Source organism: Bacillus sp. Bwzl_19, from assembly GCF_054900515.1.
On sequence record NZ_CM142729.1, the window covers coordinates 2,826,401 to 2,849,939 of the forward strand.

Consider the following 23,539-nt stretch of genomic DNA (forward strand, 5'->3'; position numbering starts at 1 on the left):
TCACCTCTTTTATCACTCTTTACTATCATAATTCATTGACTTCTGTCCATCAATTGCAAAATGAGACGCTTTGGATTGCCCGGAGAATTTTCCCCTTTTATATCCAGTGTAGCGGTTCAGACGATCCTTATTCAAGAATGACTTTTCCCCAGAAAAAACGGCTCCATCACAAAAAACCCAAAACCTGCGGCGGTTTGGGTTTTTTCGGCTTTTATTATGCTTGGGCCTGGCGTTTTTTAGACGCTTCGTTTACCTGTTCATCCGCATGGTAGGAAGAACGGACAAGCGGGCCTGCTTCACAGTGGCTGAAGCCTTTTTGCATCGCGATTTCTTTCAGTTCGGCAAATTCGTCCGGATGATAATATTTTTGGACTTTTAAATGTTTTTTCGACGGCTGCAGGTATTGGCCGATCGCCATGATGTCGACATTGTTCCCAAGCAGGTCGTCCATGACTTCAATAATTTCTTCCTTCGTTTCGCCGAGGCCGATCATAATGCTTGATTTGGTCGGGATGTCCGGCTGCATTTCTTTTGCACGGCGCAAAAATTCCAAAGAACGGTCATATGTTGCGCGGGCGCGGACTCTCGGTGTCAGGCGGCGCACGGTTTCAATATTGTGGTTCAGAATATCAGGGCGGGTATCCATTAATGTTTTCAGGTTGTCGTAATTTCCGCCCATGTCGGATGGCAGCACTTCAATCGTCGTGAACGGGCTTTTTCTGCGGATCGCCCGGACCGTTTCCGCAAAGACGCCTGCTCCGCCGTCTTTCTGGTCATCGCGCGCCACGGCCGTAATGACGGCGTGTTTTAAATTCATCAGCGCGACGGAATCAGCTACGCGTTCCGGCTCCTGCAGATCCAGCTCAGTCGGCAGACCCGTTTTTACAGCGCAGAATCGGCATGCTCTCGTACAGACAGAACCTAGAATCATGAATGTCGCCGTACGTCTTACAGCCCAGCATTCATGGATGTTCGGGCATTTTGCTTCTTCACATACGGTATGCAGATTATTTTCACGCATTAATTTTTTCAGGCCCGTATAGTTTTCATTCGTGTTCAGCTTTATTTTGAGCCATTCCGGCTTTCTCAGATGCTCGTCTTTCTTTGCCATTTCCCCATCATCTCCATTATCCCTGTATTCATGTTCGTGTGCGAAAAATTTCTATTTCACGATGGATATAAAACTTGCGGATTTCTATTCATTAGTCACTTTAACATAGGAAAAATTTCTCGACAAGGGAAGAGAATTACTTACATTTTCTCGGAATTGTGCCGCAAACTATTTGTATTCAATCCTGAAAGGAGATCATGTTGTGAAAGTTCTGTTATCTGCTCTTCTCCTTTTATCAGTTTTCTGTCCGGCTGCAAGCGGGAAAGAACAATCGGCTTCTGTTTACAGCGAACGGATGCAGTTGTACCGCAAAGCCGAAGCGGTCACGCAGATTCCTTGGTATGTGCTTGCAGCGGTTGATCAATATGAAGAAAATATCCGCTCAAACCGAAAGGACCTGCCTGAAAAAGCGGGAATCATCAGCATTTATATTCCGGATTATTTGTGGAGCGGACCTGAAAATCCAAATCCTAAGGACGATGCGCCCCTCAGCATTAAAGTATTTGACGGGATCGGTCTGGACGGTGACGGTGACGGAAAAGCCGAAGTAAGCAATGATGAGGATATCCTTTATACATTTGCACAGTATTTGGCGGCATTCGGAACGGATCTTGACCATATCCGCATCGGCCTCTGGAATTATTATCGCCGTGATCAGACGGTCGGCATTATCACGGAATTCATGACACTGTTCAAAACGTTCGGCCGCCTTGATCTCGGAGAACACGCTTTTCCGCTTCCCGTAAAAACGGATTACAGCTACCGCAGCACTTGGGGCGCCGCACGGGGTTTCGGCGGACGCCGGATTCACGAAGGAACGGATCTGTTCGCTCATTATGGGCTCCCCGTCAGATCGACCTGCTACGGTATTGTTGAAATGAAGGGCTGGAACCGCTTCGGCGGCTGGAGAATCGGCATCAGGGATATCAATAACACGTATCACTACTTCGCCCATCTGAACGGCTTTGCAAAAGGTGTCCATAAAGGCCAGATCGTCAAACCCGGAGAGGTGATCGGTTCTGTCGGAAGCTCCGGATACGGACCGCCGGGCACCGCGGGAAAATTTCCGCCGCATCTTCACTACGGGATGTATAAAGATAACGGAAGGTCGGAATGGTCTTTTGACCCGTATCCTCATTTAAGGGCATGGGAGCGAAAAGAAATCCGCAAGAAAAAGTAAACACACAGCCGCCAGAAGAGAATGCGGCTGTGTGTCTTTATTTGTTTTTCTCCTTTTTTTCATTCGGCAGCTGAACGGAAGGCGTCACGCCTGATCCGCCGCTTCCGTTATAAAACTGTGGCACCTCTCCTTGAATGGCTTTAATGGAGACCGGAATATTATTCGTAACGACCGACGTTTTGCTGGCAAACGGAATAATGACCTTCACTTTAATTTCCACAAAAATACTGATATCAATCAGGGCATTGTTGATGCCATACGGTTTTATTTTTGTTTTCACATCAGTTAACGCATCGCCGATCAGGTTAAAGCGCACCGGGATTTTCGGCCCCAGATTTCCGAGAATGCTGTTTCCCGTGACCTGCCCTAAGGGAATATCAATCATAATTTCATCGGCCGTTTTAGCGCCTTTTTCTGTTTCATGCTGCTTATTGTTCGACTCCGCTTCCTTCAGGTGAGCCTGAAGCTGCTTTGTCACTTTCGCCTTCATGCTGTTGACCATTTGTGTATTAAAATCCATCGTTGTGACTTTTCCGTTTTCATCCGTTTTCATATCGACCATATCTTTCACATTATCTGTGTGAGACATATATTCTTCAATGGATTCCGTAATGACTTCAGTCGCCACCCGTTTCGTTTCCATTTCCCCGATGTTCATCAGCACCGGTTTAATTGAGGAATTGATCATCCAAAGGCTGATGACCGTCGATATGATAAAAAAAGCAAACGACAGAAGAAGCACATATCGAAAAGGCAAAGGCCCTCTCTTGCGAAGAGCGCTCCGGTATCTAGGCAAGAAAAATCCCCCCTTACATATCACAATGTATGCTTGTAAGGGGGGACATAGTATTTTATTTTCACTCTTAAAAAGTCCCGCTTTCACTGGGGGCAGCTATATTGCATTATGACTGCTGCGCAAGCTTCCAGGCGAGCAGATCCCTTAAAAACTCCGGCATAAAGTATTGCTTTTCTTTCGAATCGCGGATGTACGGGAACAGCTTTCCGAGTGTAAACATGTCGAGAACGGCAACCGAGTATATCCGGTCCGAATCAAGCTCTTCTCCGTTCACTTTCACATTGATGAGATGCGTTACACCGTCTTCAAGGATATCAGTCTGCACCTCGGCTCCGGCATACACCATCTTGCCCATGACCTCCCCGCGGAAGCCGAGGCCTTTTATCCGCAGCTGCTCCATGTTTTCTGAGGCAGCCTGGCCGATTGTTTCCTGGAGTTCCCTGCCTGAAAGACGCACGGCGACCGGATTGATCGGATGAGGGCAGATGCGGTGCAGATCAAGCTTTGTGACAGGTCCCTTCTTTAGAGGCCCCAAAATGACGCCTGAATTCACCATGCTGACTTCACAGCCGCACCAGTTTTTCAGCGCCTCGGCTAAAAGAAGCGGGAGCGGTGATTCCTCAAACCACTTCACGCCGGCTTCTTCATTCAGATTGGCGACCTGTACGGAGAGCAGATTTTCCGCTTCCCGTTCTTTCTCTTTCAGAAAAGCCGCCGTATCTTTAGATTCCCCGTGCCAATCAGCCATTTTCTGCACAGATGCCTGTTTGCTGACGATGGTTCGTGTTTCACTGTCCAGCGTCAGCTCGACACAGCCGACATAGTTTCCGTATTTTTCCGCACATGCAAGCAATACGCCGTTTATGTCCTGCCCGTCCTCAAGAAGGTGGTGCGTATGTGATTCAAGAATGACATCGATGTCCGGAAATGTTTCCGCTGCGGCCCGGTCATCTATGAGGCCTAGATGCGAAAGCAGAATGATGATATCCGCTTTGCCCTTGATATCGTCGAGTGATTCTTGAATGCTTTTTTCCGCATCCGTCACCGTCCAGCCGAGCTTTTGATAGACGGGATAATACGGCACCGTGACGCCGAGTATGCCGGCGGTCATCCCGTTTTTCAGCGTTTTGATCACGTACGGCACAGCCCATTTCGGCCGCTGTCCGTCCTCGTCAAACAGGTTGGATACAATGACGGGAAACGCGGCATGATGATATAAATCCGCCAGCTCATCGTGAGGCAGCGTAATTCCTTCATTATTCCCGACGGCAGCCGCATCAATCTCAAGACGGTTTAACAAGTCGACATTCGCTTTGCCGAAGGTCGCTTCTGTAATCATTTGAAATCGGTCCATATGATCGCCGATATCGAATACGAGTGTTTCCTCCCCGTCTTTTTCATGCTCATTTTTCTTCTGCTCAATGTAATGTACGATTTTCGGCCAATTTTCGAAATGGCTGTGCAAATCATTCGTATGATATAAACGGAGTTTCTCTAACATACCATCTCTCCTACCTTTTAGCTGAATATCCCTTGATAAATCAATTCACAGCCGATCAAAATCAATACGACCCGCATGAAAAGCACGATCGTTTTCGTCCGGACCCGCTTATTGACCCACGCGCCCATTTTGCCGCCGAACCAAGCGCCCGGAACAAGGCACAGCGCATACAACCAATTGACATGGCCCTCTGCGATATGTGACACGGAACCCGTCACGGAGGATAAGAAAATAATGAGCATTGACGTCGCCACAGCCACTTTCGGCGGGAACAAAAATAACAGCATCATGGCCGGAACCATAAGAGAGCCGCCGCCAATGCCGAAGAGACCGCCCAATAAGCCGACGAAAAAGGCAATCGCGATACCGGTAAAAATACGGTACGAATATGTATAAAGCTCACCCGATTCATCCTCATATGTCCGGATTATGCCTTTATGGGCTTTATTGACCGGTTTTGCTTTCGCCTTCAGCATTAATGTAATGGAAATCAAAATCATAAAAAGTCCGAACCAGACGGAAAACGTATGCGCATTAAAAAGTTTAGACAAATACGCGCCGATGATGCTTCCCGGGCCGGAACCGATAAAAAAGATCAGCCCGCTTTTGTAATCAACGGTTTTATATTTCATATAGGCCAGAGTTGATGACAGGCCCGTGAAAATAATGACCAAAAGGGACGTGCCGATGGCAGTCTGCGGCGTTACGTCATGGAAAAACGAAGTCATCGTGCTTAAATAGAGCATCGCCGGCACGATGATAATTCCTCCCCCAAGCCCGATCAGGCTGCCGACCGTTCCCGCAATAAATCCTAATATGATCAAAATAAGATAAGACATGTGTCTTGAAACCTCTTTTCTAGCTGAATAGGTCGAGCTGCTTCGGAGCAAGCCCGGTATATGAGATATCTAGCATTTCAAGCATCTCAAGGCCGTTATCGGCGGCGTCTCCGCCTGAGTTATTGTTGAACAGCACATACAGATTGCGCGACTGTTTTTTCAGCTCCTGAAGATTGTTTTTCCAATCTTTGAGCTCCTGTTTGTTATAGCGGTATAAATATCTGACCTCGCGCCAGTTTTGACCGCCGTCAGGTTTGATCCAGCCCTGCTTGTTCCGCCCGTGAAAACGGATAAGCGTTTTTTCTTCATCCGTTGCTTTCAGGACGGTCGGAATGCTGCCCTCGCCAATTTGCGGCTCGTCACATATGCTGTGAATCCAGCCTTCCGCCTTCATAAAGGAAAGCGTCTGCTCGTAAAATGGCGGGGAAAACCACGACCGGTTGCGGAATTCAAGGGCGCACGGGATATCGCCCATCTGCTGCCTGCACCATCTCAAATATGCGACGTTTTCTTTCTTGCAGTCAAACCACGGCGGGAATTGGAACAGCACCATGGCAAGCTTTCCATGTTCAATATACGGCGTCAATGACAGCTTAAACGCTTCAAACATCTCTTCCTTCGTTTCAAAAGGAATATCGCCGCGCTGATGGCCCGTCATTCCTTGATATGCCTTAACGACAAATTGAAAGGATTCCGGCGTCTCTTTGACCCATCTTTCGTTATTGCGGGCGGGCTGTATCGCGTAAAAGCTCGCGTCAAGCTCAACGATGGGAAAATGGGAGGAATAAGCCTGCAGTTTTTGCGGGCCCGCTGTTTTAGGCGGATAGATGCTGTCATGATCCCCCCATCCCGTCAGTCCGATATAAATCACATTCCTTCACCTCTCACTCTAGTTTATCACAGGTGTTTTTCTCTTTCCGTTTCCATGTTTTTTCTGAATGCTCTTGTCAGATACCCGTATTGATTTTCATTGGTGTCCGAAAATGCCTCACTTCTGGAAGAAGGGATATGCTGATAGACGATCGGCTCTGAAAACTGACCGCTCGTGAAGTCATATATCTCCCCATCTATCCGGTTATAAAAATGCCAGCTTGTTCCGGTTTTCGTTTTGAGAATGTCACCGCCGCACACATCTTGGATGACTAAAGCCGTCACGCCGCACTGGCCTTTGGCCGGGCATTCTTCCGTCCATTTTGTACTAGTCTTGCGCGACCAGGATGCCGTTAATATGTTCAAGATTTGATCATACAATGTGTTTTACTCCTTTTTATAAAAAGATACCACGAGACCCGCTTTCCAAACGACAAAAAAAGCCGATTCCCCGTCAGAGAATCGGCTCTTTCATTTCAGTAGGCTTCAGAAATGTTCCGAAAGCCCCGCTCTCCTTATCACCGTCATCCTGATACACACAGCGTCCCTTGCTGTAGGTCGCAGCAATGCGGTATGGAAAGGTATGGCCTTCATACAGGCTTTGCTTATGTCTGGAAAACATCGTTTCTTTTGTGACGGTAAAGGATTCCGGCCGTACGATGACAAAATCAGCGTCAAATCCCGCTTCAAGCCGGCCTTTATTCATTAAGCCGAAGCGCTTTGCCGGTGCTTCGGCCGTCCATCGGGCAACATGTTCAAACGGGAGCCGATGCTCGATCGCTAATTGAATCATGCCAAGAAGCGTAAATTGGCCTCCGCTGATGCCGCCCCATGACAGAAACATATTATCCTCGCGTTTTAAAGACGGGTGACAGGGAGAATGATCCGAAGACACCATATCAATCAGGCCTTCTGCCAACACCCCGATCAATTCCTCTTTATCAGCCTCTGACCGGAGCGGCGGCGCGCATTTGGCGGCAGACCCTTTTTTAAGGAAGTCCTCAAAACTGAATAATAAGTAGTGCGGACACGTTTCCACGGTGACATCCATTCCGTCTTTTTTCGCCTGCTGAATGGACATCACGGCCCGTTTCGTGCTGATATGTACAAAATGAAGCGCGCATCCCGTCACCTTCGCATATTCAATCGCCCGCTGCACAGCCTCGCATTCAGCTTCTTCCGGACGGGATGAAGTGTAAGCGCGGGCATCAATTTTCCCTTGGAGCGCGTACTCGGCGCCAAGGAAACGGGTGAGGGCGTCGCTTTCTGCGTGCAGGGCCAAAATCTTGCCGCACGCCGCGATTTCTTTCATTCCTTTTAAAAGTGTCCGTTCATCAGCTGACTGAAATTCATCCGTTCCTGATTTTGATAAGAATGCTTTAAACCCGATCGCCCCCGCTTCCGCCATCGGCCGGATATGTTCGGTATATCCGGGCATCAAACCGCCCCAAAGCGCAAAATCAACCGCTGACTTCCGGCTGGCGATTTCCGCCTTTGCCAGCAGGTTTTCAGCAGTCACCGTTGAGGGGATGCAATTAAGCGGCATATCAAAATAAGCCGTACAGCCGCCGGCAGCCAGCATCTTTGAGCCGGTTTCAATGCCTTCCCATTCTTCTCGGCCGGGTTCATTAAAATGCACGTGGCAATCGACCGCGCCCGGAAACACATACATGCCGTCCGCTTGCACCACTTGTTCCGCTTTTTCGTCTATGCCGGGCCCGATCATTGCGATTTTCCCGTCCTTAACGGCGATATCAGCCTGCTTCGTCCCGCCTTTTCGCACAGCCTTCGCACCCTTTACAATTACGTCATAGGCCATTTCATATTCCTCCCTTGTAAGGATGACGATTTTTCTGTCAGTTTTTATCACAAAATGCGTCTATAATTGCCAGTTTACTGCTACTATAATCGTAATACATCAGCAAAGCCGCTATAATTTTTGATGATTTTTATTCATATTAACCAATGGTTGTCTTTAGAACCGGAAGGAGATTGACCGATGAATATTTATGACGTGATGAAGATTCCCGCTTATGAGCGGGCCGCATTAATCGCAGGCAAATCCGGCGGATGGAGGGAGGTGGAGCACGTCAACATGATGGATGCACCTGATATCGCTGATTTTTTACATAAAAATGAACTGCTCGTCACCACGGCTTATCACTTGAAGGACCGCCCGCAGCTGTTGAAAGACTTGATCCGCCTCATGGCAAAACGGGGCTGCGCGGGACTCGGGATCAAAACGAAGCGTTATCTTGATGTCATTCCGAAAGATGCCGCGGAGCTTGCCGATCGGTATGAATTTCCGATTATTGAGCTGCCGGAAGACATCAGGCTCGGAGATATTGTCAACACCACGCTGAGCCATATTCTTGATATACGTTCAAATGAGCTGCAGCAGGCCATTTACGCCCATAAAAAATTTACAAATCACATCATGAGCGGCAAAGGGCTGCAATCTTTGCTCAAAAAGCTCTCAGATATTCTCCGGCTTCCCGTGGTGCTTTTGAATCAGCATACAAAACTCTTATCATCGTCCCACCGCATATCCATTGACACACCTTTATTGAAAAACATCCTTTATTCCCTTTCCGGGCCTTATTTCACCTGCTTTTCCATGCTGTCCGACCGAAAGGCGTATTCTGTCCTGCCGATTTTGAATGATGAAAAAAACTGCGGTTATCTCATGATACCGGAGCTGGTGCAGACCGCTGATAAAGGCATGATTTTGACCATCGAACAGGCGGCCAACGTCATTGCCTTTGAACTTCTGAAAGAAAATGCCGTCAAACAATTCGGCAGACGGGCGCGCAATGAATTTTTCAGCAATTTCATCGACCGTTCGTTTACCGGCCATGAAGAAATCAAAAGCCGCGCCAAAGAATTCCGGCTCCGCTGGGATCAAAAATATATGTGCATCTGCGGGAAGCTTGACCGGGATGAAAAAACAATCAGCTTTACCGAAAATCAGCTCGCTTCTGATCATGTGTTTGAACTGCTTGAAGGTGAGCTGTCATCCTTTCCGTTTCCCCCTCATCTCTTCATTAAAGGAAATGTGGGTATTCTTTTAATTGAAGCGACAGACAGCTGGAATGAAATGCACGCGTCTGTCATCAGCTTTTTGGAGCAGTTTCAAAAGCAGGTCCGGACACAGTTTAAACGGACTGTTTCCTTCGGCGTCTCAAACATCTGCCAAAAACTGATCGACGTCCCTGACGCGTTTACCGAGGCTTCTGACGCCCTTTCATCCGGGCATTTGTCCAGAAGCGCGGAGTTTATTCAAATCTATCATGCCAAAGACGTCCCGGAGCTGCTCCGCCTGCTTCCGACGGAGGATTTGAAGAAGTTTTACCAAGTAACCCTCCAAAGCCTGGCCGATCGGCAGCAGGAGGACCAGAGCCTGCTTCATACGCTGTCTGTATATCTTGAGACACACTGTCAGATCTCAGAAACGGCTAAACGCCTGTACGTCCATCGAAATACGGTGATCTATCGGTTAGAAAAATGCGAGGAACTGCTCGGCAAAAGCTTAAAAGACCCGGAGACGACGATGCGCCTGCGGCTTGCGCTGAGAATGCAGCGGCTGATTGGTTAAGGAATCGTTTCTTTTTTTAACGTGAAATTCACTCTCATTAGTATTTTCGCCAAATTACACCCCGTCTTCCGTCGACTATCGTGTGACTAAACATCATATTCGGAAGAAGAAAAGATTGAAAAGTGAGAAGAACAGAATCATTGGCCGTATTTACACTTAGCCTCCAGTGTATATCTATCATGTACGAAGGAGTGATTACAGTGCTTTTACTCGGCATGGCGCGCAATGAGTTTTGAGGCCCGGTGAGCTTTCTTGCCCTTTAGCGATTGATTTGCAGACATGGGCTCTTACCACTTTGCTGTAAACCATGCGGGGCAATTCATCGACTACGGCTTCTCCGTTATGCTCGGCAGCCCGTTTGCTGCCGACACACACTGATGATGGCAATCAAGTTGGCTTCATCCCTAATGATTAAACACCCATGCCGAATTACAGTAACTGGCCGCTACCCTTTACAAATCGGCGGAATATATGAAAACAAAGAGGATACGTACGGAGAGCCGCTCGAACGCTACGTTGCCGCAGAGCTGGTTCATGACATAGGCACTTCCGTATTTACGAACGAATGCGAACCTGCTTTAAATAATCGGACGCAGAAATTTAATTGGGATTTCCTCAGCAGTTTCAAGTCATCTTTCCAATCAAAATTATACATGGAACCGTCGTCGACTAGATACCTGGCTCAGATGAAAGAAAGGCTTGCATGGATTCTGTGAGGCAGCAGATGCGGATAAGCCAGGGTGTGGCGTTCTTGCAGGTAGCCGTCACTAACGAAGACGGACGATTTTACAGATCCCCTTCTTCCCGGCGAACAAATGCTACTCTGAGAATATATGGTGGAATGCTCTATGGATGCCTGTTTCTCCCCTTTGGGCTTGCTTGAAACTACCCATTTCCTTGATCCATCTTATTCAGATTCATTTTCACACACCGATTCAGCGAAGGATAATCACATTCCTCCTCTCCTGCTCTCCCCATTCTGCTATCAAGTGTATAGAGGGAGTTAGGGGTTCATACTCGGACAAAGAAAAGGATGCAGGTATTCCCTGCATCCTAAGTACTATAGAAAATTCTCAGTCCCTAAAACATTAATTAATTTAGAAGAATTTTAGAAGAATGACTACTAATTCGAAACCATTATTAGATATTAGCGTGTCCATTTACTTGAATATACAGTTTGAATTAGGTCTGTGTGATCCCAGTTATTATATAGTTTCACTTTCACACGGGTTGAAGCGGATTTTTTGGCGATATTTATAAAAGTAACATTTAATTTTTTGCCGTATGCTGCGTTACCCGAAGCAGTATCAATAGTCTTCCATGAACCGCTTGTATACCGCTGAAGGTATAATTTACAATAAGCCGCAGTTTCCCATGTACCTGATCTTCCTAATTCAACTGTTGCATAAACATTTTTGTAGTTATCTGATGTATGTATATATGATTTTGCAATAACAGATCCAGTATTGTAATTAAAGCTCGTTGTCTTACTTACTGCTTGCGCCGATTGACTTGATCCTATAAAAATCAGGCCAAAAGCCATAACACCTGCTAACAATGCTGCCAGGATATTCTTAGTTTTACTCTTCATGTTAAATCCCTCCGTTAATAATTATGCTTGTAAATTACAAGACTATTATACATTATAACCCATATATCCTAATTTGTAAAACTACACTAGAATACGTTGAGTTTTAAAGTAATGTTATAAATTTCACAAATATATTATTATAATTGCCCGAGAAACATCTAATTTTCTGGTATAAAGACAAAACATGAGATAAATTTCTGATTATTAACCATCGATATTTTTCTTTTCTGGTAATTTTCTATATAAAGTAAAAGCGCAAGCACTAAGCGGCTATTCGTTAACTCAAAATAACGATAATGGTACGGGTTTGTCTTGGAATAAATATGTGTATTATTGTGAGTTTTATTAATTTTCTCAAAAGAAGACCTTCCGCAGTCTCCAATTCAAATAATAGTCCGACTTTTAAGAACGGAGTTTCAACTTGTAAAGCAAACCTAGATCGGCGCCCCTCTGTACATCTTCAAGGTTGCCAGATAGACATTTGGTTCGAATGAAAATGTTTAAGCAACTGAAACGTTTCCTCTAGTATTTTCGCTTACATATATTTGTGATGAGCCAGGCTGTTGTTATCAGATGCTCATTACACAGCGAGCTATAATAAAATCGTCCTTGCTTATATCGAACCGATTCCATTATAGAAACGTCATCATTTCAGAAAAATGAGGGAGCTGCTAAAGCAGGAGACAGCATTCATGGTGACTCTTTGGTAAGAGACTGACGGATACATATGAAAAAATCAGAAATGTTCGGAGACTAGCCCGCTGTGCGCGTGCTACATCGAGAACATTTCCTTCAGCAGTATTCTTTATTTCTACCGCAGTTCCTGAAAGTTTATCCGCCGTAATAAAAAAATTGTTCGGTGAAGAGTAATAACAGGCTCTCCGGCCTTGGTATTCATGTGGTAGTGTCGACTTTTTTGTCCAGTTGACCGGATTATGAATGGAGATTGAGCCACACATAGCCTCCTTTATTAAGTGATAAAACCTGACAGCCGGCTTCGTATATCCCTTCCCTTCAGAAAATACTACAAGAGAGAGACAGTTTTATAAATGAAATTTTCATATGAAGAAAAAACGAAAAGCCTCCGGAACCCGGAGGCTTTAGCTGGTTATCCTTGCTGCGTGAACGGCCGGGTCTGTGTCTTTTTGCCCCAGCCAAGCGCGGCCAGAAAACTGATGACGAGAATGACCGCCCCCAGCATATACGGAAATTCCATATTCACATCAAAGAGAAAACCGGCTGCTGACGGTCCGGCGATATTCGCTAAACTGATGAATGAGGTGTTCATCCCTCCGGCAAACCCCTGCTGGTCACCCGCAAGCTTTGACAGCATCGTATTGACCGCCGGCCGGAGCAGCGATGTCAGCGTGAGAAAAAAGATTGCCGCGGCAAACACGGTCCAATATGAGCCTGCAAGCCTGCACCATACAAGTCCTGCCGCCGCACCGATCAGCGTGACGTTAATGACGCGCTTTTCCCCGAACTTACCGACGAGATAACTGACACCGACCGCCTGCACAAAGACGCCGATGAGACCCGCAGCCGTAATAATAAAGGCAATATCAGACGCTTTAAATCCGTGTTTATGGTCAACGTAAAGGCCGAAGACGGATTCAAAGTTCATAATCCCGAAGTTCAGCACAAAAACCAGAATCAGCATAAACGCGAACGGTGATTTGAGCGCGCGTGACATTTGCTTAAACAGATGCTCACGTTTTTCCATTTTTGCCCGGGCTTCCAGCTGCTTTTCGCGTCCCAGCGTCTCAGGCAGAAAGAAAAATGAAAGCACGGTTGAAAAGCAGGCGAGACCTGCAGAGACGATGAACGGCACAGCCATGCCGTAATGAACCAAATAGCCTCCGACACCGGGCCCGATGACGACACCGAGCGTCATCGCCGCGCTGAACAGCCCCATTCCTTTCCCGCGTTCTTTTTCCGTCGTAATATCCGCAATGTAAGCGAACATTGACGGCATTAAAAACGCCGCCCCCATTCCGCCCAAAAGGCGGGATGCGAACAATTGCCACAGGCTTCCGGCAAAGGCGAAGATCAATTGTGACACCGCAAAGGCGGCGATGCCGAAAATAATCAGTTTCCGCCGTCCGTATTTGTCGGTTATTTCCCCGGCAATAGGCGCAAATAGAAGCTGTGTAAGCCCCGCCGCAGCAACAAGCAGTCCCATCGTGCTTCCCGTCGCTCCGAATTCGGTAATATATGCGGGCATAATCGGGATAATCAGCCCGATCCCAAGCATCGCAATAAACATATTCAGCATTAAAATTGACAATCGGCCCATATACGCCATGATTTCTTACCTTCTCCCCAGACAAACAGATAACCATTCCATATTTGTCATTTTTTATATCATTCAGTATAACTGGGGAAAGGGAAAAAAGTCCAGATGATTTAAATGCTCGGTTTTATGTCTCATGACAGCACACCGGTTGCAGCCTGATGATCATATATGTTGAGAGCCGCCTGCAGCGCTTCGCCGGCTTTAACGGCAACCCCGTGCCTGATCAGAACCGCTTCAAGACCGGCCAGCACAAACAGCACATTTTCCTTTCTGCAGCTGTAGCCCATTGTTCCGATTCTCCATATTTTCCCCTGCAGCGGACCGAACGAGCTGGCAATTTCAATTCCGAATTGAGACAAAAGCATACTCCTGATCGATTCGCCGTCAGCTTCTTGCGGAATCTGCACACATGTGACGACAGGCAGCTTCGCCTCCGGATCGCCGAATAAATCAAGGCCCATCGCTGAAAGTCCGGCCATAAGCGCTTTTTCATGACGACGATGCCTGCGGAACCGTTCTTCAAGTCCTTCTTCAAGGACCAAACGCACCCCCTCCCGCAGTGCATAGAGCATCGTTGTCGCTTCTGTATGGTGATTCAGCCTTCTCTCACTCCAATAATCTTCGAGCTGGCTCAGATCAAAATAGTTGCTCGTAATCGGACGATAATCAGACAGCATTTGACCGTCAGCCGCCGTCGCGATGCCCCGCTCTACCTTTTTACGTCCGGCAATCACCGCGGCCGTCCGGTCATTATATGTAATCGGCGCCATTCCTGAAGGTACCGATAAGCATTTTTGCGTTCCTCCGATAACCGCGTCAATGTTCCATTCATCCGTTTTTACGGCGCAGCCTCCGATGGTGGCCACGGCATCTACGATAAAGAGCGCGTCTTGTTCGCGGCACGCTTCCCCGATTTCTTTCAGCGGGTGAATCCGTCCCGTTGATGTTTCTCCGTGCACCATGGCCACAATTTTCGGGGAGACCTTTTTCATTTCGCTGATAATCTCTTCAGGCTGAAAGACCGTTCCCCATTCACACTCGATCGTATGGACGTCCGCCCCGTACCGCTCGGCGATTTCAGTCAGCAAATACCCGAAGCGTCCGTATATCGGAACAAGCACGCGGTCGCCCGGTTCTATCACACTTGCGAGAACCGCCTCAATTCCGGCTCTTGATGTGCCGTCAATCGGATAGGCCCAGCGGTTTTTCGTTTGAAACAATTCACGGAGCATTTGCATCGTTTCGTTCATCATGTCTGTAAATGCCGGGTCAAACTGGCCGATGATCGGAGCGCCCATCGCCCTCAGCACTCTCGGTTCAGCTTCTGTCGGTCCCGGTGTCATAATTGTTCTTTGCGGAATGCTCAATTCTTTTCTGGTCGGCACGCCGATTCCCCCTTTGCGTTAATAGGCAAGTTTATATAATACATTCGCCAGCGTACGGACGCCGGTTTCCAGCTGATGCGCAGGTGTGAATTCAAGCGGAGAGTGGCTGATTCCGCCCCGGCTCGGCACAAACAGCATGCAGGCCGGAAAGGTTCTGCCGAGCATCTGGGCGTCATGCCCCGCTCCGCTTACGATCTGCTCCGAGTCCGCCCCCTGTTCTTTTGCAGCCTCTGCAGCCGTTCGTATCAGCGTATCATCCATTTGAACCGGCTCTATTTTCATATATTCATCAATAATGTGCCGGACCCCTTTGCTGCGGCTGATTTTTTCAATGATCGAAACCAGTTTCTGATGGAAGGCTGTCAGCACATCTTCCTGCTGATGGCGGATATCAACGGAAAATTGGATACGGCCCGGAATGACATTCGCCATATTCGGTTCCACCGTCATTTTCCCGCACGTCAGGCGAAGCTCTTCCGGCTGTCTTTCTGCTGAGAGCATGAGCTCGTGGATGATGCTGCTTGCCGCTGCGAGCGGGTCTTTCCGCCATTTCATCGAAGTGGTTCCGGCATGGTTGCATTCACCGTCAAGCGTAACGGTATAGCGCCTCTGCCCGGCAATTCCGGTGACAATCCCGATATCCTTTCCCGATCGTTCAAGCGTTTGTCCCTGTTCAATATGAACTTCCAGAAAAGCTTTGATGTCGGTCCGTAGCGGTGCGGGATAGCGGCCTGCACCGAAGCCGTTCTGCCGCATGGCTTCTTTTAGAGAAATGCCTGAAGCGTCTCTCGGCGTTTCCGCATCTGAAAGCGAGAAAGCCCCGGTAATATTTCCCGATCCCCAATAGGTGATGGGAAAACGGCTTCCTTCCTCTTCACAAAGCGACACAGCCTCCAGTGTTTTTTTCGGACGCCCGAACGTCTCATACAAATGACGGATCGCCAGCATGCCCGCCAGCACGCCGAATGCTCCGTCATATTTGCCCCCGTCAATAACGGTGTCAATATGCGACCCGGTCAGAATCACCTCATCCGGCGATTCTGAACCGCTCAGCCTGCCGAACACGTTTCCGACATCGTCAAATGCCGTTTCAAGCCCGAACGCCTCCATTTTCTTTTTGACGGCAAGCTGGGCATCCATCCATTCTTTCGTATATAAAAGCCTCGTCACTCCGCCGGCAGCGGAAGCCCCGAATTGAGACAGCCATTGAATATCATCGGAAATTCCGATACTCGCCGCCGACAGCTGCTGATGTTTCATAGGCACCCTCCTTTTAACCTGACAAACTGGCAAGATGATCTTCATTATAGAAGGAGCGCCTTATGAGTTCATTATCATATCTTCTAAAAAATCGATCATTTTTCAGACACTTCGTCCAACAAGCCGTACCTTCCGCTCTAAGCCGAAGGAACCATTTTTCAAAAAAGATAGAATATTAGATTTATTTTTTGGATAATAGAGGTAAAGGAGGGCAAGTCATGACAAAAAAACTTTGGTTTCTGCCGATTGTCTGCCTGTATTTCATTTTTGGATGGGCCGCGCCGTCAGCCTCTGCGGGCGCGCCGGCTGACACGAATCTGTACAGCCGGCTGGCGGTTTCAACTGCCGGCACCTTTTTTCCGCAAACCGCCTCATCGGTCATCACTCCGTCTGCGGACACGGACACGTATTACAAAGAAGCTTCCGGAAAAAGCGGGACATCCTTAAAAAGCGCTCTGCACCGCATCATCAGCGGGAATACAAAGCTGTCTTACAGCCAAGTATGGGATGCGTTGAAGGAAACTGATGAAGATCCGGCAAATCCGAACAATGTCATCTTGCTCTATACTCAGGAATCACGGGCAAAAAGTAAAAACGGCGGAAGCGTCGGGGACTGGAACCGTGAACATGTGTGGGCCAAGTCACACGGAAACTTCGGCACATCTGCCGGCCCCGGCACTGACATTCATCATCTGCGCCCGGCAGACGTTCAGGTGAACAGCGCCAGAGGTAACATGGATTTTGATAACGGCGGCTCAGAATACCCGAAAGCGCCGGGCAACTATTACGACGGTGATTCGTGGGAGCCGCGCGATGAGGTCAAAGGAGACGTCGCGCGCATGCTGTTTTACATGGCGGTGCGTTATGAAGGAGACGACGGGTACCCTGACCTTGAGCTGAATGATAAAACAGGAAACGGTTCGGCTCCCTACATGGGAAAACTGTCCGTTTTGCTCAAATGGAATAAACAGGACCCCGTCGACAGTAAGGAAAAACGGCGGAACGAACTCATTTACGAAGACTATCAGCATAACCGCAATCCGTTTATCGACCACCCGGAATGGGCGGATGAAATCTGGAAATAGTGTCACAGAAATGATAAGGGAGCCCGATCATCAGGCTCCCTTTTTTAATATACGGCGTCTTCGGTCTCGGCATCAAAAAAGACGGCCCTGTCCATATTGACCGCAAGCAGAATGGCGTCGCCCGGTCTCACCTGTGAAGCGCCGTCAAGACGGATCGTCAGGCGTTCGTCTCCGCTTGATGCATGAACATACATCTCCGCGCCTAAGTTTTCACACACTTCCGCCACAGCGCGGCACCCCGCCTCACCCGGATTGTCTGACTGTCCCGCAAGCGTCAAATGCTCCGGGCGCAGCCCCGCTGTCATCTCTTTGCCGCTGTATCCTTTTTGTACGAGAACCGCCGCTTTTTCTTTCGGAATGGGCAAACGAACGGACGAACCGGCAAAATACCATTGTCCGTCATTTTCCTCAATGATGCCTTTTATAAAATTCATACTCGGAGAGCCGATAAAACCCGCCACAAACATATTCGCCGGGTAATGATATATCTCATGGGGGCTTGCGGCCTGCTGAATATCCCCTTCATTCATCACGACAATCCGGTCGCCCATTGTCATCGCTTCTGTCTGATCATGCGTGACATAAACGATGGTCGCTTTCAGACGCTGATGAAGCTTGCTGATTTCGGCGCGCATTGTCACACGTAATTTCGCATCTAAGTTGGAAAGCGGCTCGTCCATCAGAAATACCTTCGGCTCCCGCACGATCGACCGGCCGAGCGCAACCCGCTGCCGCTGCCCGCCTGAGAGAGCCTTCGGTTTTCGCTTGAGCAGATGCCCGATTTCCAAAATATCAGCGGCCGCCCTGACACGCTCTGCGATTTCTTTTTTCGGCAGCTTTCTGAGCTTCAAACCGAACGCCATATTGTCAAACACCGTCATGTGCGGATACAGCGCGTAATTCTGAAAAACCATCGCGATGTCGCGATCCTTCGGAGGAAGATCATTCACCGCGTCTCCATCGATATAAAGCTTCCCATCAGAAATGCTCTCAAGCCCGGCAATCATTCGTAGTGTCGTAGATTTGCCGCAGCCTGACGGACCGACAAGCACCAGCAGTTCCTCATCCTTCACATCCAAATGAAAATCCTTCACTGCCGCCGATTGGGCGCCGTATGTTTTTTTGACATGGTCAAATGTTAATGATGCCATTAGAAACCTCCTCCAATACTGGAAACCGCCTCATCTTTCTGTTATGTTAAAAATGTTCGGGGTTTCTGACAGATTCATAAAAAAGCAAATTTGTATTATAACGTCATAATACATATAATAGTACTACTACTCGACATAAGGAGGTCCGTCCCATTGTTAAATAACGGGAGCTCAAAACCTTTATATATTCAGCTGAAACAAATTATCGCGGACGATATCAAAAAGGGCGTGTATTCGCCGTCCGTGAAACTGCCGACTGAAAATGAGCTTTGCGAAACGTACAATGTCAGCCGCATCACGGTCAGAAAGGCCATCCTCGATCTTGTGGAAGAGGGCTGGCTCGTCCGGCAGCAGGGAAAGGGAACGTTCGTTAAAAGCCCTAAACTGAAGCGGGAGCTCATCGCGGTCAATGGCTACTCTGAATTTATGGAATCAACAGGAAAAAAACCGAAACACCAGGTCCTTTCCCATGAAATCATTGAAGCGCCTAAATCCATCGCCCAAAAGCTTCGCGTCGCTTCTGAAAGTCCCGTTCTTGAATTAAAACGCATTTTATTTCACGACGACCAGCCGCTCTCATTCGAAATCGCCCACTATCCGCTCGGTTTATTTCCCGACATCGGCAAGCATATTAAAGACGGCGTGTCGATGCATGACATCCTGAAGCAGCACTATCAGGTGGTGCCCACCCATAATACGAAGCTGTTAAATGTCGTATACGCCAAACAGGAAGAAAGCCGCTATCTGGCTTGCGATATCGGGGATGCGCTTTTTGAAATTGATAAAACCGCGTTTATGTCAAAAGACCAGCCGATATACAGCTCGCTGTTTTTAATGCATACCGACCGCGTCACGTTTACCATTAACAGTCCCTACACGTAACAGGCATAAAAAACGAGACAATGCTTATCGTATTCTCGTTTTTTCATTGCTTTTCCCGCCGCCCGGCCTGTAGGGATGCCCGTAACCGAACGCACCGAATCCCCCGCATGTTTTGGCAGCCGTCCCGGCAGCCGCAGCAAGCGCTCGCCGGATATCCTGATGCTCGAAAAAATCGGTAAGAAACCCGGCGATAAAAGAATCTCCCGCACCCAATGTATCTATTATATCAGCTCTAACAACAGGCTGATGATAGACCCGCTCCCCATCTGATAACACCGCGCCATATTCTCCCCTTGTCAGACAGACGATTCTCGCTCCGTATCCGCGGGCTTTTTCGGCAAGCTGCACACATTCGCTTTCACTCAAATCGCTCCCGGAAAAAAACGCATACGTCACGTACGGACAGACCGCCTCTAAATAGGCTTCGTCACGTTTTGTTGAGAAGTCAAAGGAAATCGGCACATGACCGCTCAGCATCGGAAGGTCACGCTCTATCCTGCTGTATACGCTCGTGTGCAGCAGATCATGTCCGGCGATAAATGAGATGTCATTCTCCTGAAAAGCAAGCGTCAGACGCGATTGCACGCCGCCTTTATTTGATCCGGCAAATATCCTGTCTCCCCTTTCATCAAGAGTGACGACAGCTATCCCGTTTTCTCCGTATGCCCGGCGGATCAAATCGGCATTCACCTTTTCCAGTTTCAGCACGTTCAATACGTGATCCGCCGCTTCATCACTGCCGAGTATCCCGATATAAGAAGTGTCGTGGCCTAAGCGCCGCGCAAGCACGGCTACATTCAGCGCATTCCCGCCCGGGTAAAACGTCTCCTGATCCTGATAATAATCCACCACATTATCTCCGGCCGCTATCAGTTTCATCTTTTCATCCCCCTTATCCTTTCACGCTTCCCGCTGCAATGCCGCGGATAAAATATCTCTGCATCAATAAAAACAGCACTATGATCGGCGCAGCCGAAATCGTCAGCCCGGCCAGCAGTACGCCCCAATCCGTCTGCAGCGCATCTCTGAACTGCATCAGTCCGGCCGGAATCGTACGTAAATTTTCATCATCGATAAAAATAATCGCAAACATAAACTCATTCCACGTATGGTAAGCCGTCAAAATGCCCGATGTCACCAGAATCGGCACACTCATAGGTAAGAATATTCTGAAAAATACCCCCAGACTTGTACATCCATCCAGATAGGCAGCTTCCTCAAGCTCTTTGGAAATCGACAAAAAATAAGAACGGATCAGAATAACGGTAAACGGAATACGATAGGCTGCGTACGGAAGGATCAAAGCCCAATACGTATTGTACAGCCCCAATGACTGGATAATGGAGTACAGCGGCACAAGACTGACCTGCGGCGTCAGCATCAATCCGCCAAGACAAATGATAAGCACAAACCCTTTTCCTTTAAAATGAAAACGGGCCAGCCCGTATGCCGCCAGGGCGCTCACAAATACGGTTATGAGACAAGTCAGCACGGTCACAATGACGCTGTTCATAAAATAAGCGGAAATCCCCTGGTTCCATGCGGAGACGAAGTTTTCAGGATGCCAAACAGACGGCAGCGACCAGCTGTGCTCAAAAATTTCATCCGAGCTTTTAAAGGCGCTGACCGCCATCCATAACAGCGGATAAGCGACGGCAATGAAGTAGATAAAGAGAAACAGCCATACAGACGTTTCCCCGATATACCATTTTCTCCGCTTTCCGGCTGTTCTGACAGTCTGCCGCGGATGACTCAAGTCCGTCCTTTCAGGAAGCATCGGCTACTCCTCCTTTCCGGTCTTAAAGAATTTCATCTGAATAAGCGACAGGGCAAGCGTCAGCAAAAGCACCACCGTCGCAATCGCGGAAGCGTAGCCCATCATATCTTTTGTAAAAGCGCTCTTATACAAAAATGTGCTCAGCACTTCCGAAGCGTTGCCCGGTCCGCCGCCGGTCAGAATATACGGTTCATTAAATACGGTAAACGCGCCGGTCAGCGTCATCACCACGGCAACAAACGACATTTCTTTCGTCTGCGGCACCGTAATGTGAAAAAACTGCTGGATTTTTCCGGCTCCGTCCAGCTGCGCCGATTCATATAATTCAGCAGGAATGCTCTGAATCGAGACAATGTACAGCATGGCGATGTAACCGACGGACTGCCATTGAGACACAAAAATGACAGACAGCATAGCGGTATTTTCATCGCCCAGCCACGCACGGGTCAGTTCATCCAGTCCCACGGCTTCCAGCAGCTGATTCAAAAGCCCGATTTCCGGGTTATAAATAAAATCAAACAAAAGCGCAATGACGGTCATGGAAATGACGACCGGAAGAAAAAATACCGTACGGAAAAACGGCGACCATTTTCTTACCAGCCTGTCTTCCAGCACGGCCGCCAGAATCAACCCGCCGCCTACCTGGCAAATCAGCGATATGACCGCATACAGCACATTGTTGCGGAGTGCTGTAAAAAACACGGGATCGTGAAACAAATCAATATAATTTTTAAAACCGATAAACGTCTTTTCGGGTTGAAATGAGCTCCATTCAAACAGACTGAAAAACACATTCTCAAAAATCGGGATATAAACGAACAGCAAGAAAATCAGCGCGGGCGCGAGAAACAGATACGGAATGAAACGTTTTCGGCTGACCAAGGAAATCCTCATCTCCTTTCTCCCAAGAAATCTGTTCTATTCAGCAGATGACGCTTTGACTTGCCGGGCTGCTTTCTGTACGGATTTCATTACTTCGCGCGGTGTCATTGTGCCGCCGAGCATCTGCTGGACGCCCGCAGCATACACATCGGCGATTTCAACGTCAACGTCCATGTCAAACCACGGCACCATGGATTCGGCGCGGACAATATCCTGGACGGCTTCGCGCTGGATCGGGGAGGTATTGTTTTCTGTCGCCGTTCCCTGAACCGCACTGTATTTACCGACATCTTTTATCAGCTTCTCTCCCATTTTTTTCGAGGTTAAAAACTGAAGAAATTCCATGGCTTCTTTTGGGTGCTTCGTTTTTGAGGAAATCATAAATCCTTCCGGAGATCCGGTCAGCGCACGGGGAGATCCCTTTTCGCCGCTGATTTCAGGGAAAGGAAACAAGCCCAGATTGACCGGTTCGACGAGCTTAATTTCCGCCGTTTCCGCATAAATCATCGCCGCTTTGCCGCTCGTAAACTGCTGACGCACATATTCGTGATCCACGGAATTCACATGCTTTGTAAAGTACGGGAGAAGCTCCTGAAGCTTTTCCAGCGCTTTGATATAGCCTTCATCCGTAAACGCCCCGGTTTTCGGGTTGTAATCCTTGGCCCGCGTTTTTTCATCGACCATACGCTGGTTCAGCGTGCCGATATAATGAGAAATGGTCCAAGGCGCTTTTGTGCCGAAACTGATCGGAATATATCCGTTCTCTTTCAATTTCTCAGAGACTGTGATCAGCTCATCCCATGTCGCCGGGGGCTTCAAATGTAATTTGTTAAAAATGTCTTTATTATAAAAGAATGATTTAGCGTCCATTTGCCACGGAACACCGTACTCTTTTCCGTCATGCGTAAAGGGTTTGACTTGTGACTGTACAAGCTGTGAGGACCAATCTTTATCTTTCTGATAGTAAGACGACAGATCGAGTGCTTTATCTCCTTTGATGAATTTGTAAGCAAACCGGTCGCTCCATGAAAAGAAAATATCAGGAGGGCTCGTTGTTCCGAGCATGACTTTCACCTTGTCTTTATAAGAATCGTTTAATACCGCTTCCGTTTGGATGTGAATGTCCGGATGGGCGGCTTCAAATTCTTTGACTGCTTCTTCAAAATAGCTTTTTTCCGGCTCTTTCGGCCACCTGTGAAAAAACTTCAGGTTCACTTTTCCGGCAGAGGAACTGCTTTGGCTTGAACAGGCGGCTGCTGACAGACATACGGCTAACAGAACGAACAGGCAGATGAGCTTTTTCAGATGCTTTTCCTCCTTTGTCACCGGACTATAACG

General features: G+C 48.1%; 22 protein-coding genes. 5 read left to right on the forward strand and 17 right to left on the reverse strand.

Annotation, left to right across the window (positions count from 1 at the left end):
* Nucleotides 1-214: 214 nt before the first annotated feature.
* A complete protein-coding gene (gene lipA / locus ACW5MY_RS15035) occupies nt 215-1,111 on the reverse strand; it encodes a lipoyl synthase (protein WP_289393878.1) in 897 nt (298 codons plus the stop codon).
* A 202-nt stretch (nt 1,112-1,313) separates the two neighbouring features.
* On the opposite strand from lipA, the gene lytH reads away from it, so the two are divergent.
* Nucleotides 1,314-2,291, forward strand: a complete 978-nt coding sequence (gene lytH, locus ACW5MY_RS15040) for an L-Ala--D-Glu endopeptidase (protein WP_013353457.1) — start codon at nt 1,314-1,316, stop codon at nt 2,289-2,291.
* A 37-nt stretch (nt 2,292-2,328) separates the two neighbouring features.
* Here lytH and yunB read toward each other — a convergent pair whose 3' ends face one another.
* The 6 genes from yunB to ACW5MY_RS15070 form a co-directional block, all read right to left on the reverse strand.
* A complete protein-coding gene (gene yunB, locus ACW5MY_RS15045; RefSeq protein WP_013353458.1) occupies nt 2,329-3,087 on the reverse strand; it encodes a sporulation protein YunB in 759 nt (252 codons plus the stop codon).
* A gap of 106 nt (nt 3,088-3,193) precedes the next feature.
* A complete protein-coding gene (locus tag ACW5MY_RS15050; protein ID WP_013353459.1) occupies nt 3,194-4,588 on the reverse strand; it encodes a bifunctional metallophosphatase/5'-nucleotidase in 1,395 nt (464 codons plus the stop codon).
* Nucleotides 4,589-4,605: 17 nt separating this feature from the next.
* Nucleotides 4,606-5,427, reverse strand: coding sequence for a sulfite exporter TauE/SafE family protein (locus ACW5MY_RS15055; RefSeq protein ID WP_013353460.1), 822 nt, complete (start codon nt 5,425-5,427; stop codon nt 4,606-4,608).
* Between the two features lie 19 nt (nt 5,428-5,446).
* The gene (locus ACW5MY_RS15060) at nt 5,447-6,298 is read right to left on the reverse strand and encodes a DUF72 domain-containing protein (RefSeq protein ID WP_013353461.1); all 852 of its coding nucleotides are present in this window, start codon (nt 6,296-6,298) and stop codon (nt 5,447-5,449) included.
* A gap of 26 nt (nt 6,299-6,324) precedes the next feature.
* On the reverse strand, nt 6,325-6,678 hold the full coding sequence (locus ACW5MY_RS15065) for a YunG family protein (protein ID WP_013353462.1): 354 nt from the start codon (nt 6,676-6,678) through the stop codon (nt 6,325-6,327).
* 73 nt (nt 6,679-6,751) lie between these two features.
* Complete coding sequence (locus ACW5MY_RS15070) at nt 6,752-8,116, reverse strand: allantoinase (protein ID WP_013353463.1); 1,365 nt, start codon at nt 8,114-8,116, stop codon at nt 6,752-6,754.
* 180 nt (nt 8,117-8,296) lie between these two features.
* Between ACW5MY_RS15070 and ACW5MY_RS15075 the strand changes: the two genes are divergently transcribed.
* Entirely contained in the window at nt 8,297-9,892 is a 1,596-nt protein-coding gene (locus tag ACW5MY_RS15075; protein ID WP_013353464.1) for a PucR family transcriptional regulator, read from the forward strand.
* 195 nt (nt 9,893-10,087) lie between these two features.
* Here ACW5MY_RS15075 and ACW5MY_RS15080 read toward each other — a convergent pair whose 3' ends face one another.
* A complete protein-coding gene (locus ACW5MY_RS15080; RefSeq protein WP_232469708.1) occupies nt 10,088-10,279 on the reverse strand; it encodes a hypothetical protein in 192 nt (63 codons plus the stop codon).
* Between the two features lie 20 nt (nt 10,280-10,299).
* On the opposite strand from ACW5MY_RS15080, the gene ACW5MY_RS15085 reads away from it, so the two are divergent.
* Nucleotides 10,300-10,608 carry a hypothetical protein gene (locus tag ACW5MY_RS15085; RefSeq protein WP_014470983.1) on the forward strand — a complete coding sequence of 103 codons (309 nt, stop codon included), beginning with the start codon at nt 10,300-10,302 and terminating at the stop codon, nt 10,606-10,608.
* Nucleotides 10,609-11,039: 431 nt separating this feature from the next.
* Here the strand turns inward: ACW5MY_RS15085 and ACW5MY_RS15090 are convergent, their stop codons facing one another.
* From ACW5MY_RS15090 to allC, 4 genes are all read right to left on the reverse strand, one after another.
* Entirely contained in the window at nt 11,040-11,483 is a 444-nt protein-coding gene (locus ACW5MY_RS15090) for a hypothetical protein (RefSeq protein WP_289393881.1), read from the reverse strand.
* A 1,108-nt stretch (nt 11,484-12,591) separates the two neighbouring features.
* Entirely contained in the window at nt 12,592-13,788 is a 1,197-nt protein-coding gene (locus tag ACW5MY_RS15095; RefSeq protein WP_013353466.1) for an MFS transporter, read from the reverse strand.
* Nucleotides 13,789-13,910: 122 nt separating this feature from the next.
* On the reverse strand, nt 13,911-15,164 hold the full coding sequence (locus tag ACW5MY_RS15100) for a pyridoxal-phosphate-dependent aminotransferase family protein (protein WP_013353467.1): 1,254 nt from the start codon (nt 15,162-15,164) through the stop codon (nt 13,911-13,913).
* An 18-nt stretch (nt 15,165-15,182) separates the two neighbouring features.
* Nucleotides 15,183-16,424 (reverse strand): allantoate deiminase, encoded by a 1,242-nt coding sequence (allC, locus tag ACW5MY_RS15105; protein ID WP_013353468.1) that lies wholly within the window; start codon nt 16,422-16,424, stop codon nt 15,183-15,185.
* A gap of 218 nt (nt 16,425-16,642) precedes the next feature.
* Between allC and ACW5MY_RS15110 the strand changes: the two genes are divergently transcribed.
* Nucleotides 16,643-17,509 carry an endonuclease I family protein gene (locus ACW5MY_RS15110; RefSeq protein ID WP_014472219.1) on the forward strand — a complete coding sequence of 289 codons (867 nt, stop codon included), beginning with the start codon at nt 16,643-16,645 and terminating at the stop codon, nt 17,507-17,509.
* Nucleotides 17,510-17,553: 44 nt separating this feature from the next.
* Here ACW5MY_RS15110 and ACW5MY_RS15115 read toward each other — a convergent pair whose 3' ends face one another.
* Nucleotides 17,554-18,660 (reverse strand): ABC transporter ATP-binding protein, encoded by a 1,107-nt coding sequence (locus tag ACW5MY_RS15115; RefSeq protein WP_013353470.1) that lies wholly within the window; start codon nt 18,658-18,660, stop codon nt 17,554-17,556.
* Between the two features lie 153 nt (nt 18,661-18,813).
* Between ACW5MY_RS15115 and ACW5MY_RS15120 the strand changes: the two genes are divergently transcribed.
* On the forward strand, nt 18,814-19,542 hold the full coding sequence (locus ACW5MY_RS15120; RefSeq protein ID WP_013353471.1) for a GntR family transcriptional regulator: 729 nt from the start codon (nt 18,814-18,816) through the stop codon (nt 19,540-19,542).
* Nucleotides 19,543-19,566: 24 nt separating this feature from the next.
* Here ACW5MY_RS15120 and ACW5MY_RS15125 read toward each other — a convergent pair whose 3' ends face one another.
* From ACW5MY_RS15125 to ACW5MY_RS15140, 4 genes are read right to left on the reverse strand one after another with little or no spacing between them, the layout of a single operon-like run.
* Nucleotides 19,567-20,421: a PfkB family carbohydrate kinase gene (locus ACW5MY_RS15125; protein WP_013353472.1), complete on the reverse strand. Its 855-nt coding sequence runs from the start codon at nt 20,419-20,421 to the stop codon at nt 19,567-19,569.
* Nucleotides 20,422-20,434: 13 nt separating this feature from the next.
* Complete coding sequence (locus ACW5MY_RS15130) at nt 20,435-21,319, reverse strand: carbohydrate ABC transporter permease (RefSeq protein WP_013353473.1); 885 nt, start codon at nt 21,317-21,319, stop codon at nt 20,435-20,437.
* Between the two features lie 3 nt (nt 21,320-21,322).
* A complete protein-coding gene (locus ACW5MY_RS15135; RefSeq protein WP_013353474.1) occupies nt 21,323-22,213 on the reverse strand; it encodes a carbohydrate ABC transporter permease in 891 nt (296 codons plus the stop codon).
* A 24-nt stretch (nt 22,214-22,237) separates the two neighbouring features.
* Complete coding sequence (locus ACW5MY_RS15140) at nt 22,238-23,506, reverse strand: ABC transporter substrate-binding protein (RefSeq protein WP_041481740.1); 1,269 nt, start codon at nt 23,504-23,506, stop codon at nt 22,238-22,240.
* Between the last annotated feature and the right edge of the window lie 33 nt (nt 23,507-23,539).